Source organism: Pseudomonas sp. PA-4-8C, from assembly GCF_021606625.1.
In the GTDB taxonomy this organism is placed as follows: Bacteria; Pseudomonadota; Gammaproteobacteria; order Pseudomonadales; family Pseudomonadaceae; genus Aquipseudomonas; species Aquipseudomonas lactis.
On sequence record NZ_WKCD01000008.1, the window covers coordinates 19212 to 35234 of the forward strand.

The 16023-nt window shown below is 60.8% G+C and carries 14 protein-coding genes; 10 read left to right on the top strand and 4 right to left on the bottom strand.

Going from position 1 to position 16023, the window contains the following annotated elements; translation table 11 throughout:
• Positions 1-31 precede the first annotated feature (31 nt).
• From GIW04_RS02955 to GIW04_RS02970, 4 genes are all read right to left on the bottom strand, one after another.
• Positions 32-1288 (bottom strand): type II toxin-antitoxin system HipA family toxin, encoded by a 1257-nt coding sequence (locus GIW04_RS02955; protein WP_236269833.1) that lies wholly within the window; start codon positions 1286-1288, stop codon positions 32-34.
• The gene (locus GIW04_RS02960) at positions 1230-1589 is read right to left on the bottom strand and encodes a helix-turn-helix domain-containing protein (protein WP_003187457.1); all 360 of its coding nucleotides are present in this window, start codon (positions 1587-1589) and stop codon (positions 1230-1232) included. Before GIW04_RS02960 ends, GIW04_RS02955 begins: the two co-directional genes overlap by 59 nt.
• A 208-nt stretch (positions 1590-1797) precedes the next feature.
• Complete coding sequence (locus GIW04_RS02965) at positions 1798-2502, bottom strand: DUF3142 domain-containing protein (RefSeq protein ID WP_120247773.1); 705 nt, start codon at positions 2500-2502, stop codon at positions 1798-1800.
• Positions 2499-4661 (bottom strand): outer membrane assembly lipoprotein YfiO, encoded by a 2163-nt coding sequence (locus tag GIW04_RS02970; protein ID WP_120247774.1) that lies wholly within the window; start codon positions 4659-4661, stop codon positions 2499-2501. The genes GIW04_RS02965 and GIW04_RS02970 overlap by 4 nt, the downstream gene beginning before the upstream one ends.
• Before the next feature lie 193 nt (positions 4662-4854).
• On the opposite strand from GIW04_RS02970, the gene GIW04_RS02975 reads away from it, so the two are divergent.
• The 10 genes from GIW04_RS02975 to GIW04_RS03020 all read left to right on the top strand — a co-directional run bounded on the left by GIW04_RS02975 (position 4855) and on the right by GIW04_RS03020 (position 15879).
• Complete coding sequence (locus GIW04_RS02975) at positions 4855-6435, top strand: glycosyltransferase family 39 protein (protein WP_120247775.1); 1581 nt, start codon at positions 4855-4857, stop codon at positions 6433-6435.
• A 32-nt stretch (positions 6436-6467) separates the two neighbouring features.
• Positions 6468-6761, top strand: coding sequence for a DUF2789 domain-containing protein (locus GIW04_RS02980; RefSeq protein ID WP_120247776.1), 294 nt, complete (start codon positions 6468-6470; stop codon positions 6759-6761).
• A gap of 49 nt (positions 6762-6810) precedes the next feature.
• Positions 6811-8283: a Fic family protein gene (locus GIW04_RS02985; protein WP_034134573.1), complete on the top strand. Its 1473-nt coding sequence runs from the start codon at positions 6811-6813 to the stop codon at positions 8281-8283.
• 211 nt (positions 8284-8494) lie between these two features.
• A complete protein-coding gene (locus GIW04_RS02990; protein WP_003187465.1) occupies positions 8495-8914 on the top strand; it encodes a MarR family winged helix-turn-helix transcriptional regulator in 420 nt (139 codons plus the stop codon).
• Complete coding sequence (locus tag GIW04_RS02995) at positions 8911-10989, top strand: FUSC family protein (protein ID WP_034134574.1); 2079 nt, start codon at positions 8911-8913, stop codon at positions 10987-10989. Before GIW04_RS02990 ends, GIW04_RS02995 begins: the two co-directional genes overlap by 4 nt.
• Positions 10986-11195: a DUF1656 domain-containing protein gene (locus GIW04_RS03000; RefSeq protein ID WP_003187469.1), complete on the top strand. Its 210-nt coding sequence runs from the start codon at positions 10986-10988 to the stop codon at positions 11193-11195. Before GIW04_RS02995 ends, GIW04_RS03000 begins: the two co-directional genes overlap by 4 nt.
• Complete coding sequence (locus GIW04_RS03005; RefSeq protein WP_120247777.1) at positions 11192-12082, top strand: efflux RND transporter periplasmic adaptor subunit; 891 nt, start codon at positions 11192-11194, stop codon at positions 12080-12082. Before GIW04_RS03000 ends, GIW04_RS03005 begins: the two co-directional genes overlap by 4 nt.
• Positions 12079-13521, top strand: coding sequence for an efflux transporter outer membrane subunit (locus tag GIW04_RS03010; protein WP_003187472.1), 1443 nt, complete (start codon positions 12079-12081; stop codon positions 13519-13521). The genes GIW04_RS03005 and GIW04_RS03010 overlap by 4 nt, the downstream gene beginning before the upstream one ends.
• 81 nt (positions 13522-13602) lie before the next feature.
• The gene (locus GIW04_RS03015; RefSeq protein ID WP_019819550.1) at positions 13603-14235 is read left to right on the top strand and encodes a hypothetical protein; all 633 of its coding nucleotides are present in this window, start codon (positions 13603-13605) and stop codon (positions 14233-14235) included.
• Positions 14236-14382: 147 nt separating this feature from the next.
• Positions 14383-15879, top strand: coding sequence for a YdgA family protein (locus tag GIW04_RS03020; RefSeq protein WP_003187474.1), 1497 nt, complete (start codon positions 14383-14385; stop codon positions 15877-15879).
• Positions 15880-16023: the final 144 nt, after the last annotated feature.

The following is a 16023-nucleotide window of genomic DNA, read 5'->3' on the forward strand; positions in this document are numbered from 1 at the left end:
GCACCCTTCAAGGGTGCGCTCTGTTGCCGTCCTACACCAGGTCCGCTGCAAATCGTGTACACACATTGGAAAGCATGCGCACCTCGGCACCGCTACAGCCTGCCGCTTCGAAAAAGCCGGAGGCTTCTCGCACGACGGCATATATATCCGTGACGATGGACCTTGCTTCATCCGCCCCCAACCCAAAGCGTTCAGGCGTACTCAGCAAATTACTGACAGACGATACCCGGCCTTCATTGCCGATGATGAGCGCCTGCAAGCCTAGTTGGGTAGGGTGGGGCAACACGTCAAATACTGGCGCAAGGGAATAACCCGAGGCGCTGGTCAGCAGCAGCCCGGTTTGTTTCAGGTGGTCGTCGCTATTGCCGATGAGCACGTTGAAGGCCATACGCTTGTAAAGCTCGCGCATGTCAAAGGTGGCATCGTCGCAGACCTTCTTCAACACGTCGGCGATCCTGGAATAGGAAACGGCACCGTCAGCCGCATCAACCCGCATTCTTGGCTTCTCTGTGCTTACCAAAGAGTTGCAGCTGACATAGTGCTCGCGGCCAGCGCCTTCATGTCGGTCAAAACGCTCGACCATCAACACCGGTTTGCCGGCGACCTCTACCAACTTGTGCCCGGCTGCGGGTAGGCCTGCTGCATCCGCCATTTGAAGGCTGGCGAATTCCGCCCGTGGCTGATCGAACACATCGTCGCTACGGCCGAGTTTAGCAATCCATTCCTTGCCTTCATGGGTCACGGTGACCTTCGGCCTGACGCCGCCCATGGAACTCCCAAACTCGAATAACCGTGCGATTTCCGCAGGCAGGTCGACGTCACCCTTCTCGACTCGATCAAGGCCCACCATGATTTTCTCAAGGTCTTCAAATTGCGGGGGGGGGTGCAGGGGTGGCAGCTGACTTCGTGACGCACTGAACAGCAGGCAACCCACTCCTGCTCCCCGCGAGGCAAGTAGCCATTCAACTTCGTTTTGTGGATGCTGTTTGTGGGTCGCCAGCAGAACACGCCGGCCCCAATTGTCGGGCGTTGCGTCGTCGAGCACTCCAAACATGCGCGTTGAGGAATACTGGTTAGGGGTCAGTGGCAAACTCAGCGGGTCAATCGCAAATGCGTCGGGCCGCGCGAGCCAACTGTTGGCGTAGCGAAAAACGAATCCATTCCCATGCATGGCCACCTCGCCAACAGGGACCGGGTCACCGACTAAGTGAGCTGAAAAAACAAAGGCACTACCAATCGGCTTCCAGGACATCGGGTTCTCCTTCAGTGCGAATTCGCTCAGGCTCACGGGCGAGGCTCATGGTAATGCCAACCTGGTCAAGTTCTGGTGACGCAATGCTCGCCATACCTTCTTCCAAGTCCATCGCGCTCAGCACATTCATCAGCACGCCGAGGGAGACGCCGGGCTCGCCCTGTCTCAGCCGCTGATACGTCTGCCGTGTAATGCCCGCGCGGCTGCATATGGTGGAAATTTTCAACCGACGACGAATGCGGGCTATTTCGATACCGTTGCCGATACCTCTCATCAGTTCATCGCTTCTCTCTGAGATGTACCCTTTGTGGGGGTAGGGCTTGGCTGTTTCTTGCATGATATATCACCCTTTAAAGCGGTAGAGGTAACTTATATCATCCAAGTCTCTAAGGCCACCTGCAAAAAATCGGCTCGATGCCCTAATGGCTTTTTGTAGGAGCGAGCTTGCTCGCGAAAAACTCACAGGCGCCGCGTTCAATCAGGAAACACGCGTTATCGTTGACGTTTTTCGCGAGCAAGCTCGCTCCTACAGGTGTTACCAAACTTCAAAGATTCTGCAAAAACACCACATACCCCCGAAACCACTCATTGCACTGCAAATATCCCGGCTCTTGCCATTCCCCGCCCTGAATCAAGCCAATCTTGAACGGCACCCCCAGCCGATTCATCCGCGGCAAATACGCCGCGTAATCCGGGATGCTGTGACGCCCCTGATACGTCTGTACCACCACTTCATCCACCACGCCCTTGAGCTGGGCGATGGCGGCCGGGTCGGCGTTGCTGCTCCAGTCCATCAGGCCGGTGATGCTCAGGCGCAGGTCGGCGGGCAGGCGTTGGCGCAGGTCGCGCAGGAAGTCGGCGTATTCGTGCAGGTATTGGGTGCGGGCATCGAAATCGATCTGGATACCGATCACTGGGTTGCCGGCGTCTCGCCAGCGTTGCACCTGGCCCAGCACCTGGGTGTAGACCCGTTCCGGCCAGCGCAGGGTGTGGGCGCGGTACACCACCCAGACGTGGCCTTGAGTAATGCGCGGCACGCTCATGCCCTGGGCGATGAGTTGTACGCCGCGCTGGGGCGCGCGGCGGGTGGCGTTGATCTGGCCTTGCAGGATGTACAGGGTTTTTGCCTGCTTGATCACTGGCTGCGGCGTGACACCACTCCACAGCCAGAAAGCGTCATAGTCGCGGGCGTCGACGGCGCCAAAAGCCGGGCTTGCCAGCAACAGCAAGCCCAGCCACAGCGACTTCACCAGTAGTACTGCAGCGATTTGCCCCACTGGGTATCGGCAAAACCGGTTTTGAGTTGGCGGAACCAGGCTTTGCGCACCGCTGGCGCAACATCTTCGCCGCCGCAGCTGTTGTAGCCGGCCGGCGCGTAGCAGTTGATGGCGCGGAACAACGCGTAGGCCTTGTCGGTTTTCGGCGCCTTGGCGTTGGCGATCACCTGTTTGTAGCCGTCCAGACGCGAGAAGGTTTCACCCTTGAAGTCCGAGGCGGTGCTGCCCAGGCTGCCGGCGGCGCGCGGTTGTTCCAACGGCATGCCGTCCAGGCCGTTGCGCAGGATGAACTCGCCGAAGCAGTTCAAGGCGTGCGGGTTTTTCGCGTCGTCCTGCAAGGTCGCGGCGGTTTGCGCGATGCTTGGGCAGGCGTAGCCGGATTCGGCCTTGTCGCCGTTCCATTGGAACAGCTTCAAGGTCTGGCCGCTGGTATAGGTGTAGCCCAGGCTGGTGCCGAGCTTGTCGTCAGAGAGCGAGGCCTGCTTGAGGTCATCGGCGAAGGTGGCGTACTGGCCGCGCAGCAGGTCTTTGTAGAGCAGCACGAATTGCGCACTCTGGCGCTCGATCGGGTCGCTGGCGTTGGCGATCTGCTGGCGCAGCAGGTCGGGGCTGGCGACGTTGCGCAGCAGGATGTAGCGCACTTGCTTGGCGCTGATCGGCGAGTCGGCGGCGAACACCTTGGCCAATTGGCCGCTGCGCTCGTAATTCATGGCCAGGGCCAGTTCCAGTTGGTCGCGTTGCAGCGGCTGCTTGGCCAGCGGCAGCAGTTGCAGCCACAGGGCTTCGGCGGCCCTCCAGTCCTGCTTGGCTTCCAGGGCCAGGGCGCGCAGGGTCTGTTGGCTGAAGGCGAAGTAATCCAGGCTCGACGGCACATCCGCCGGCAGGTGCTTCAAGGCCGCGTCGGGTTGGTGTTCGACGTACAGGGCATAGCTCGCTTGCAGGAAGTCAAACAGCGCCGGCTCAGTGGCGAAGGTGCTCTTTTGCTTATCCAGGTCTTCACGGCTCAATAGCGGCGGAGTGTGTGCGCGCATCGCCATCAGGTCGCTGACCACTTGCAGCATGGGGCTGTTCGCGGCTTTGTTGCCGACCATCAGTAACTTGAGGTCGGCCTCTTCCACCAGTTCGTCCACGCTCACATTGCGCTGGGCGTCGGTGGCCTCGGTAAATTGCCAGGTGAAGTCTTCGGCAAGCTTGGCGTCGTCGTTCGCCAGCCAGTGCACACGGCGCAACAGGCCACGGGCGGACGCAACGTAATCGCCCTGTGGATAATGTTTCAGGTAACTGAGAAAACCTTCTTCGGCATCGCTCAAGGCCGACTTATCCACATGCTCGCGCTGCGGCATGCCGTATTCGTCGAAGGCTTCGGCCTGGGCCTGATTCAGCGACGTACGCGCAGTCATGTACAGCGCTGTTTCCTTCAGCCATGGCACATCGCTGGTGGCGGCGGCGGCGAACCCGCGCTCGGCGTAATCGAAGCGCCCGCTGTAGAAATCGCCGGCGGCCTGCAAATAGGTACGAAACAACTGGGCGTTGGCCGAGGGGGTCAGCTGTGCGTCCACCACCTGGCGGCTCCAGTCACAGGTGGTCAGTAATTGCAGGCGTGCTTTGACCAACACATCGCGCTCGGCGGGCGGCATCTGGGCCTTGATCACCTGGCTGATAAACGCCGTGGCGCTGTCATCGTCATTGCTGCGGCAACGGCTGCCTTCGCCATTCAGGAAGGCCTGGCCTGCGGTCTTGTACTCCTCGCGCTTGATACCCAGGGGCTGGAGCAGCGTGTCGAGTTCGGCTGTGCGTGAATCGTCAGCCTTGTTATCTGGCTCCTCAGCCGTGGCCGCAACCGGCACCAGGCGATACACCGGAAACGGCACCGGGCCGAAGCCTTGGGCCAAGTCGTCTTCGCCCAAGGCATTGGGGGCCAGGGGCGCGGCTTTTTTGTCGGCCAGCAACAGGCGCAGGTTCACCCGGCTGTCGTTACCAGGGCTGAGAAACGGTTGGTTGCTGCACGGCTCGTAGCCGTCACGCGATACCCGCCAGTCGGGGTAGCACGAGTCGTCAGAACTGGCCTGGGCCGGTAGGGAAAAACCGGCCAGCAGGGCCAGGGCCAGAGGTGACAGCAAACCGATACGCATAACGTTTCCTTGATCCTGAGTCCTTGGAGAAGGGGCAATAATAGCCTGATCCGACGAGTGCTTCGGTGAAGGCCTACACAAATTGCTGATTTGTCCGATTCCAGCGACGAGGCCAGGGTTTTTGGCCTAGAGTGGCGGTGTTTGCGCATGCGCAGTGTTTGTCCTGTAAGAGGGCAGTAGTAGCGGAGTCGATATGCGTCGGTCTGTGGTAGAGCAACACGAAAAAGTCGGGGCATTGCCTGCCTTCCATCGCTTGACCTGGGAAGGTGCCGGCTGGCTCAGCCGCCTGTGGTGGGTACCGATCCTGGCGCTCGCCATGGCCCTGCGGTTTTACCACCTCACCTCGGCGGCGATCTGGGGCGACGAAGGCTCAAGCCTGTTGCTCAGCGAATACGCCCTGGCCGACCTGTGGTTTCACGCAGCCCATGATGTGCACCCGCCGCTGTATTTCTTGCTGCTGCGCGGTTGGATCGAGGTGTTCGGCGATAGCATCGGCTCGATTCGCAGCCTGAGTGCGATCCCCGGTGTGGCCGTAGTGGGCCTGGGCATCTGGCTGACACGGCAACTGTCCACCCGCCGCGCGGCCGTGCTGGCGGGGATCCTGCTGGCTCTACTGCCCACGGCGGTGCGCTACAGCCAGGAAGTGCGCATGTATTCGCTTCTGGGCGTGTGGCTACTGGGCGCCACGCTGGCACTGGTGTACTGGGTGAGGCAGCCCGAGCGCGCGCGTTATTTGGCTGTATATGTGCTGTTAATGAGCGCCGGGTTCTATACCCACTACTTCACCGCGCTGTGCGTGCTGGTGCATTGGGCGTATCTGGGATTGCAGGCGCCAGCTCAACGCTTGATTACGCGACCTGCCTGGTGGGCCGCCAACATAGCGATAGTGTTGGTGTATCTGCCCTGGCTGCCCAACCTGCTGGATTTGGTGCAGCACGTCGAACAGCTCAAAGTCGGCGGCGACATTGGTTGGGAAGAGCCGGTCAACCTGCTGTCCCTGCCGTCGATGGTCTGGCAGTTTCTGTTGCAGGATGACGGTCTCGGCCTGTGGCCGCCGCTGTTCTGGCTGTTCCCCCTGCTGCTGGCCGTGGTGGTTGTTCTGGAGGCCTGGCGCAACCGCGCGGCGCGCCTGCCTGCCCTGTTTTGCCTGCTGCCGCTGCTACTGGTCTATGGCGTGTCCTTTATCTCGCCAGTGTTTATCGAGCGCTACCTCACGGTGTATGCGTTAGGCCTGCCGATAGTCCTGGCGCTTGCCATCGACCGTTTGCCTTCCCGTTTGTCCTGGCTGGGCTTGGCGTTGTTCGCGCTGTTTGTGGGCGTAGAACTCCTGGGGTTAAAGAACAATTTCGAGGTGGATGAACACGACCAGTTCAACGTGCCGGTGGAGTTCGTCAATCGCAACTATCAGGAAGGCGACCGCATCGTCCTGAGTGACATGATGTGGTACCTCAGCTACGTGTATTACGACCAGACCGACGCCCAACTGCAGCTCTACACGCCGCCCAAGCCCGACGGCACTGCCACTCGCCCGAACGCCTATGGTTTCGGCACACTGGTGGACCAGGACGGTGGCCGCATCTATCTGGACCGCCTCTCAGCACTGCCTGCTCAAACGCGACGGGTATGGTTGATCAGCAGCAACGAAGCCCTGGATGAATTCGCGCCACTGCCCAACGGCTGGCGCGAACTCAGTCGCCAGGACGGCGGTGGCGCCAGGGCCCGGTTGTTCGTGCTATGCAACGCACCGGCGCCGCAACCTGAAGGCTGCCGCTAGACTCACTTCAACCTACTGATGAGGAGCCTTTCATGGAATCGCCACTGCACAGCTTGCCGGCTTTGTTCAAACAGCTTGGCTTGCCGGATGACCCGGTCAGTATTGAGCAATTTGTCGCCTCTCATTCGCCGCTCAAGCCGGAGTTGAAACTCGCGGAGGCGTTTTTTTGGACGGAGAGCCAGAGGGCGTTTTTGCGTGAGGAGATTCTGGACGATGCGGATTGGGCGGTGGTGGTGGATGAGTTGAATTTGATGTTGCGGGGTGGGCGAGGGGTGCAAAAAACTGAGCAGAAAGACCAAAACTTGAAAAAAATTGATGAGGCTTGAAAAAATCTAGGCTTTAATCGCGCAAGTGAACTTTTTCTGAGGTTGCGCGATGTCTTTGGTCGGCTATGCCCATCTTCACCAACTCCTAGGTTTGAAAGCCATTGCGCCTGCTCGTTCAGCGATGGTCAAGCCCGTCACCCGAATCTCGTTGATTGGCGATTGCCTTGCTGTTCCCCAAGCGGTTGCGCCTGCAGCCGATTCGGTGCTCGACCATATTCTTTTTGCCCTCAAGCACGAAGGCATAAATCTCGCAATTCTCGCTCAGGCACTTGACGCGGTCAGCGCAGATCAATTGCTGCAAGAGCTGGATAAAGCACCTAACGGCGTATTCATCCGCAAGGCCTGCTATTTGTGGGAGGGCCTGACGTTGCAACGGCTCGATTACAGCAAACCTATCAACAGCCGAGTTTCTCCCCTATTTGATCCGCAACGCTACGTAACGGGGCCATCTACACGCAATTCCCGCTGGCGTATCGACTTCAACGGTTTGGGCTCATTGGCCTATTGCGCGACAGTCGAGCGTACGTCTGAAATCGACGCTTTACTGAGTCTAGACATACTGGCACGCGCCAAATCCTTCATGGCCATCCTCCCACCCGAAATGATGGACCGCGCCATCCAATGGGCGTACCTGCACGAAACCCGCGATTCATTTGCCATTGAAAAAGAACAACCCAGCGAAGAAAAATCCCGTCGCTTCGTTCAACTTCTGCGCCAGGCCCACGAAGGCCGTTTGCTCACCGAGGACTACTTGGTCGAGCTGCAAAACAGCACCGTCTCCAACCCCTTCGACAAAGCCGTTGCGTTTCGCCACGAACAGAACCATCTGCATAACGGGCTGCGTGGCGCAGCCGGTGTGAGCTACGTACCGCCAGCCCCCGCGCTTTGCCAGGAATTGATGGAAGAGCTGATGGCCTTCGCCAACCAGCCCTTGCGAGACGTCGATCCTTTGGTTGCGGCCGCGGTCACCGCTTTCGGTTTCGTCTTCCTGCACCCGTTCATGGACGGTAATGGGCGCCTGTCTCGCTTCCTGATTCACCAGACGCTCTGCCACTACGGCGCACTGGAAAATGGTTTGCTGCTACCGGTCTCTGTCGCCATGAAGCATGAAGAGCAAGCCTACCTGCAAGCGCTCAAAACCTTTTCCCAGCCAACCCGTGAATTCTGGAACGTCACCTGGCTGGATGCGGACCATATGGCGTTCGACTTCATTGGCCACCCCTCGATCTACCGCTACTGGGACGCCACCCGCTGCGTCGAATTCACCCTGCAAATGGCCCGCCGCGCACTGGAAGTCGAACTGCGCGAAGAAACCGAATTCCTCGACCGCTACGACCGTGTGATCAAAGCGGTGAACCAACGCTACGACGTGCGCGGCAGTGATTTGTCGAAGCTGGTGATGATGTGCCTGGATAACGGTGGGAAGCTTTCCAAGCATCGGCGTAAGCAGTTTCAGTACAGCGTGGCGGAGGAGGTGTTTGGGTTTATTGAGAACGAGAGCCTGAGGTTGATGGGCGAGTAAGAGGTCATCCAGTCACGCCAGATGAGGCGTATGAAAAAAAGGCGGGGGCAAAATGAGCGATGGCTGATGCCCACCCTGAAACGCGCATCCCACCACTCATCTGCGAAATTGTTTCAAAACTTGACGGCGAACCCTTCCTCCACCATATTGATAGTTAGCAAACTAACTGTATGCGAACTATCCAGTGCCTCAATCCCTCGAACAACTCCAGATGAGCCTCAGCAGCAGCATGGTGGTGGGCGCCCGTAATTGGCGCAAAATCTGCCAGACCACGCTGGTGAGCTATGGCATCTCCGAAGCCTGCGCCGTGCCGTTGTTGATGATCGGTCGCTTGGGTGACGGTGTGCATCAAGTCAAAGTCGCCCAGGCCTCCGGTATGGAAAGCCCATCACTGGTGCGCCTGCTCGACCGGCTGTGCGGTGACGGCTACGTCTGCCGCACCGAAGACATCCACGACCGCCGCGCCAAGGCCCTGAGCCTTACCGAGCGTGGCCGTGAGTTGGTGCAAGCGGTGGAAGCGCAACTGGTGCGCCTGCGCAAGGATGTGTTAGCAGATATCGCCCCCGACGATCTGCAAGCCGCACTGCGTGTCTTGCGCGCCTTCGAAGCGGCTGAGGCTGTGTCGTCTTGAACGGATTTTTTACCGGCTTCCCGCCTGCCCGCGACTGGTTCTACGGGGTGCGTACCTTCGCCGCGTCGATGATCGCGCTGTACATCGCCATGCTTATGCAAATGCCGCGTCCGTACTGGGCGATGGCCACGGTGTATATCGTCTCCAGCCCGTTTGTCGGCCCTACCAGTTCCAAAGCCCTGTACCGCGCCATCGGCACCTTGATGGGCGCGGCGGCGGCGGTGCTGTTTGTGCCGATGTTCGTGCAGTCACCCTACATTCTGGTGGTGGTGATTGCGTTGTGGACCGGCACTTTGCTGTTTCTGTCCATGCACCTGCGCACCGCGAATAACTACGCCCTGATGCTGGCCGGCTACACCTTGCCGCTGATTGCTCTGCCGGTGGTGGATAACCCCTTGGCGGTCTGGGATGTGGCGGAGGCGCGTACCGAAGAAATTTTCCTCGGCATCGCGGTCGCGGCGGTGGTGGGCGCGATGTTCTGGCCCCGGCGCCTGATGCCGGTGTTCGATGGCTCGGTGGCCAAGTGGTTCAGCGACGCGCAGGTCTACAGCCAGCGCTTTCTCAGCCGCAAGGTCGACCCCGAAGAAGTCAGCAACCTGCGCGGCGGCATGGTCGCCACCTTCAACACCCTCGAATTGATGATCGGCCAACTGCCCCACGAAGGCGCGCGCCCGCAGACGGTGCGCAACACCAAGGAACTGCGCGGGCGCATGATTCACCTGCTGCCGGTGATCGACGCGTTGGATGATGCGGTGTACGCCATTGAGCACCGTGCGCCGGAGTTTCTCGATCAGCTCACGCCGCTGTTGGAAGAGGCCAATGCCTGGCTGCAAAGCACCACCGAACAAGCGCCCCTGGATCGCTGGCGCGTGCTGCGTGACAAGATCGACGCCGCGCAACCCCAAGGCGAAGCGCTGGATGACCGTCACACCTTGCTGTTCTCCAACGCCCTATACCGCCTGGGCGAATGGGTCGACCTGTGGCAAGACTGCCGCAGCCTGCAAGCCGCCATTCAGTGCGAAAGCCAGGACACCTGGCGCGCTGTCTACCGCCACTGGCGCCTGGGCCGGCTCACGCCATTCCTCGACCGTGGGCTGATGTTCTACTCGGCGTTTTCCACCGTCACCGCAATCATTGTCGCTTCGGTATTGTGGATTCTGCTGGGCTGGACCGACGGCGGCAGCGCCGTGATCCTTGCCGCCGTCGCCTGCAGCTTTTTCGCCTCGATGGACGACCCGGCGCCGCAGATCTATCGGTTCTTTTTCTGGACCGCCATGTCGGTGCTGTTCGCCAGCCTGTACCTGTTTCTGGTGCTGCCCAACCTGCATGACTTCCCCATGCTGGTGCTGGCCTTCGCCGTGCCGTTTATCTGCATCGGCACGCTTACGGTGCAGCCACGTTTCTACCTGGGCATGTTGCTGACGCTGGTCAATACGTCGTCCTTCATCAGCATCCAGGGCGCCTATGACGCCGACTTTCTCAACTTCGCCAACGTCAACCTAGCGGGGCCGGTGGGCCTGCTGTTCGCGTTCGTGTGGACCTTGATCGCCCGACCCTTCGGCGCTGAACTGGCGGCCAAGCGCCTCACCCGTTTCAGCTGGCGCGACATCGTCAGCCTCACCGAGCCTGCCACCCTGGCCGAGCACCGGCACATGGCCGCACAAATGCTCGACCGCCTGATGCAGCACCTGCCGCGCCTGGCCCTCACCGGCCAGGACACCGGCATCGCCCTGCGCGACCTGCGCGTGGCGCTGAACCTGCTCGACTTGTTGGCCTACTCGCCACGCATCCTCGGTGTGCCACGGGTGTTGCTCAACCAGGTGGTGGAAGGTGTGGGCGGTTACTTCAAGGCCTGTCTGAAGGCGGGTGAACGCTTGCCCGCGCCCAGCGGTCTGCTGATGACCCTGGACCGCACGCGTCGCGCCCTCAACGGCCAGGGCCTGCAAAACGAAGACGAGACCCGCCTGCACCTGCTGCACGCCTTGGCCGGCCTGCGCCTGGCGTTGTTGCCCGGTGTGGAATTCATTGGCGGCACGGAAATGGAAGCGCCGCTACCCGATGGAGCGCCTTTATGATCGGTGACCTGGATATCAGCGGGGTGTTCCTGCCCACGCTGCTGGTGCTGATGGGCATTACTTATGTGTTGTTTCTGGTGGTGCACGGGCTGTTGACGCGCATGCACTTCTATCGCCTGGTCTGGCACCGGGCATTGTTCAATGTGGGGCTCTACGCGCTGTTGCTGGGCGCTGTGGACTCACTCAGTCGATATTTGATGACATGAAAAAACCTTTTTTGACTATCGGCCGTGTCGTCCTGACGTTGTTGGTCGTGAGTTTCGCGGTCGTCGTGGTGTGGCGCATGGTCATGTACTACATGTTTGCGCCCTGGACCCGTGACGGCCACATCCGTGCCGACATCGTGCAGATCGCTCCGGACGTGTCCGGGCTGATCCAGCGCGTGGACGTGCGCGACAACCAGTTGGTGAGCAAGGGCCAGGTGCTCTTCGCCGTTGACCCGGACCGCTTCAAGCTGGCCCTGCGCCAAGCCCAGGCTGCCGTGGCCGACCGCCAGGAAACCCTGGCCCAGGCCCAGCGTGAGTACAAGCGTAACCGTGGCCTGGGCAACCTGGTGCCCAGCGAGCAACTGGAAGAGAGCCAGTCCCGCGTCGCCCGCGCCCAGTCGGCCCTGGCCGAAGCCCAGGTGACAGTGGACTCCGCCCAACTCAACCTCGACCGCTCGGTGATCCGCAGCCCCGTGGACGGCTACGTCAACGACCGCGCACCGCGTACCCAGGAATTCGTCACCGCCGGGCGCCCGGTGCTGTCGGTGGTGGACAGCAATTCCTTCCACATCGACGGTTACTTCGAAGAGACCAAGCTCGACGGCATCCATGTCGGCATGGGCGTGGACATCCGTGTGATCGGCGACAATGCGCGCCTGCATGGCCACGTGCAAAGCATCGTCGCCGGTATCGAAGACCGCGACCGCAGCAGCGGCTCCAACCTGTTGCCCAACGTCAACCCGGCGTTCAGTTGGGTGCGCCTGGCCCAGCGGATCCCGGTGCGTATCGCCTTTGATGACGTGCCGGCGGACTTTCGCATGATCGCCGGGCGCACCGCGACGGTGTCGATCATCGACGACAAGGTCAAAGACGGGGACAAACCATGAAGCGGCTTCTGGCAACCGCTTCCCTGGGGTTGTTGCTGTCGGCCTGCCAAGTGGTGGGGCCCGATTACAAACTGCCGGAACAGGCCGCCGTCAACCGTGGCGACCTGCAAGGGCCGATCATGGGCGAGGGCAGCAACGTCGTCTCGGCACCGGTGCCGGCCGATTGGTGGAAGCTGTACAAAGACCCGCGCCTGGACGAACTGGTGCGCCAGGCCATGGCCTCCAACACCGACCTGCGCGTGGCCGCCGCCAACCTGCAGCGCTCGCGTTACCAGGTGCAGCAGGCTGAATCCGCTGGCGGCTGGAGTGCCGGCGTCAAGGCCGAGGCCCAGCGCTTGCAGGAGTCTGGCGAGGCCTTCTTGCTGCCGGACAAAGTCCCGGTCGGCAATATCGGTAGCGTCGGGATTACCACGTCTTATCAATTCGACCTGTTCGGCACCTTGCAGCGTGGCATCGAAAGCGCCCAGGCCAGCGCCGACGCGACCCAGGCCGCGGCGGATATCGCCCGCATCACCCTGGTGGCCGATGTGGTGCGCTCCTATACCCAGGTGTGCGCGGCCAACGAAGAACTGGCGATTGCCAACGAGTCCCTCGACCTGCAAGCCCAGAGCACCAAACTGACCCAGCGCCTGCGCGATGCCGGGCGGGGCGATGAGACTCAGGTGACTCGCTCGCAAACCCAATACAAATCCTTGCGCGCCGACATACCGCGCTATGAAGCCTCGCGTCAGGCGGCGCTGTTCCGGCTGTCGATGTTGCTGGCCAAACCGGTCGACCAACTGCCAGCCGGCACGGGCACCTGCGCTGAGCTGCCGCATATCGCTCAATTGCTGCCAGTAGGCGACGGCGCCACGCTGCTCAAGCGCCGCCCTGATGTGCGCCAGGCCGAACGCCAATTGGCCGCCGCTACGGCACGCATCGGCGTGGCGACCGGCGCGTTGTACCCGGATATCAGCATCGGCGCCACGGTCGGCACCGTCGGCTTGCTGGAAAACCTCGGCACGCCTGCTACCAACCGCTGGGGCTTTGGCCCAATGATCAGCTGGACTGTACCGACCAACGGCGCCCGCGCCCGCGTGCATGAAGCTGAAGCCGCGACCCAGGGCGCCTTGGCCCACTTCGACGGCGTGGTGCTCAACGCCATCCGCGAAACCCAGACCGGCCTGGCCCAATACACCGCCGTGTTGCAACGCCGCGACGCCCTGGCCGACGCCGAACAGTCGGCGCGAGAAGCCGCCGGCCAGACCCATCGCTTCTTCCAGGCCGGCCGCGAATCCTTCCTGGCCGACCTGCAAGCCACGCGCACCTACACCGATATGCGTGCGCAACTGGCGGCGGCCAACACCCAGGTTGCCATGAGCCAGATCGATCTGTTCCTGGCCCTGGGCGGCGGTTGGGAAAGCGGACGAACGCAAGGGGTAAAACCCGGCAAACCGTGAGGTGATTGCTATGCTTTGTCAGGTGAGGCGTCGTGACGCTTCACCCGACAAAGCTCGCGTTTGCTCATGGGGATTCCAAGAATGAAAAACCCTTATGCTCCCGCTTTCTGGTGCGTGCTCTTCGCACTGGTTTTGTTATCGGCCGCGTATTTTTACGGCGTCATGCTCGCCCATCAACTCGACAAGGCCATGGTGTTCCTCGACAGCGCCTGCCTGGTGATCGGCACCTTGTCCATCGGCGTGGTGGCCTGGGCGTCGTATCAAAACCAGCGGGTGAAGAAAAAACTCCTCGAACAAGGCAAGACCCGCGTGGCGATCTGGGACACCAAGGTTGCCCTGCGCCGCGTCGAAACCGTATTCGACCGCTATTTCTGGGGCAGTTACTGGCAGCCGGGGCGCACGTTCCAGGAAGTCATGGGCGACCTCACCGGCACGCCGCTGGAAAAAAGCCTCGAAGTCCTGAAAAAACAATGCGTGCTGCTGGACCGACAGGTTGCTGACGGTAGGCACTGGCTGGATAACGCGCGGGAATTGTCCGACGTGGCCACTCAAATGGCCCGCGAGCGCTACCAGCTGGACTTTTGCGACCCCAAGGCCGACACCCCCGGCAATGCCGTGATACACCGCGAGTTCGAGGTGCTGGTGTACACCTGGACCGCGCGCTTGAAGAGTTTTGATCACCAACTGGATGAAGTCGAACAAGAGTACTCCTGAACTCCTGCTGAACTGATCCCTCTGAAAGGCTGGGCCGTTTACGCCCGCCAGTGCTAATCTTCCCCCGTTTTCGGCGGGCTTGAGCCAATCCCCTCAGGGGTTCAAGGAAGACAGCCCACTTCTCACAGGATTTGATCAGGTCACTTCATGAATAAGCCAGCCGTTGTTTTCTTGGGTTTTGTTGTCGCCGTCGGCGCCGTCAGTGCGGGCGGTGCCTGGTACACCGGTAAACAACTGGAGCCGGTCCTGCAAACCGCTATCCAGAGCGCCAATAAAGAACTGCAGACCTCCATGGCCGGCGTCGATGGCAGCGTGACCCTGGAGCTGGTGTCCCTGGACCGTGGCGTGTTCAGCAGCACCGCGCATTATCGCCTCAAGGGCCAAGGCAGCGTGTTCGGCGAAGACAACCCGAACCCTGAATTGCTGTTCGTCGACCATATCGAACACGGCCCGCTGCCGTTCTCGCGCCTGGTGACCCTCAAGTGGTTGCCGGTCATGGCCACCAGTCACTACGAACTGGAAAAGAACCCCACCACCGAAAAATGGTTCGCCGCCAGCAAAGACGTGTCGCCGCTCAAAGGCGTGGCGAATATCGGCTATAGCCGTTCGGTCAGCGGCAACATCGAATTGCTGCCTCTGGAATTCAAGGATGCCACCTCGTCGGTGAGCTTCTCCGGCGCCAACCTCAACTTCGACAGCAGCGCCGAAGGCCAGAAGGTCAAGGCCGAAGGCTTCATGAACAGCCTCAAAGTTGCCGCAGTGGACGCCGAAGGCGCACCGTTCGAAGCGGAACTGGCCGGCCTGACCGTGGCCAGCAACCTGGAAAAAACCACCTTCGGTTTCTACACCGGCCAGAACACCGTGGAGCTGACCGACACCAAGGTCACCTTCGGCCCGCAGAAAGCCGTGTTGACCCTCAAAGGCTTCGAGCAGAAAGACTCCAGCGAGACCAAGGACAACAACCTGGCTGGCCGCGTCGACTACAAGATCGACGAGATCGGCTACCAGGGCAAAGCAGTCGGTTCGGCCGCCATGGCCGTGAGCATGAAGAACGTCGACATCCCGGCGATGCTGGTGCTGACCAAGCTCTACCAGGACAAAATGCAACCGGTGCAAGCCGCCGCCGCTGCCGGTCAACCGGTGCCGGAGCTGCAAATGACCGAAGCCGAGCAAGCCCTGGCCGAAGCCAACGTCAACCAGGTGCTGGCCGCCAAGCCGCAACTGGCCGTGGAAAACCTGTCGCTCAAAACCACCCGTGGCGAAAGCAAGTTCAACCTGGTGGTGGACCTGACCAAGCCAACGTCCATGGAACTGCCACCGGTTGAGCTGGGCAAGCAAATGGTGTCGCTGCTGGATGCCAACCTCACCCTGTCCAAGCCGATGATCAGCGACGTGGCGGCCCTGCAAGCCCAGGTGGGCGGCGTGACCGACCCGCAAGCCATCGAGCAGCAATCGCAGATGGCGGCCGAGATGGTCAGCAGCATGGCGGTCGGCACTCAACTGGCGACCCTGGTGGGTACCGATGTGGTCTCCAAGCTGCACTACGCCAATAACGAAGTGACCTTCAACGGCCAGAAGATGACCGTTGAGCAGTTCCTCAGCTTTGTGATGTCCAAAGCCGGTGCGGTCAGCGGCGCCCAATAAACCTGAAATGCAGTAAAAAATGTGGGAGCGGGCTTGTGTGGGAGCTGGCTTGCCTGCGATAGCATCGCCTCGGTCTGGCTGAATAACCGAGGTGCCTGCATCGCGGGCAAGCCCGGCTCCCACCCGAATCCGGCTCCCACATTT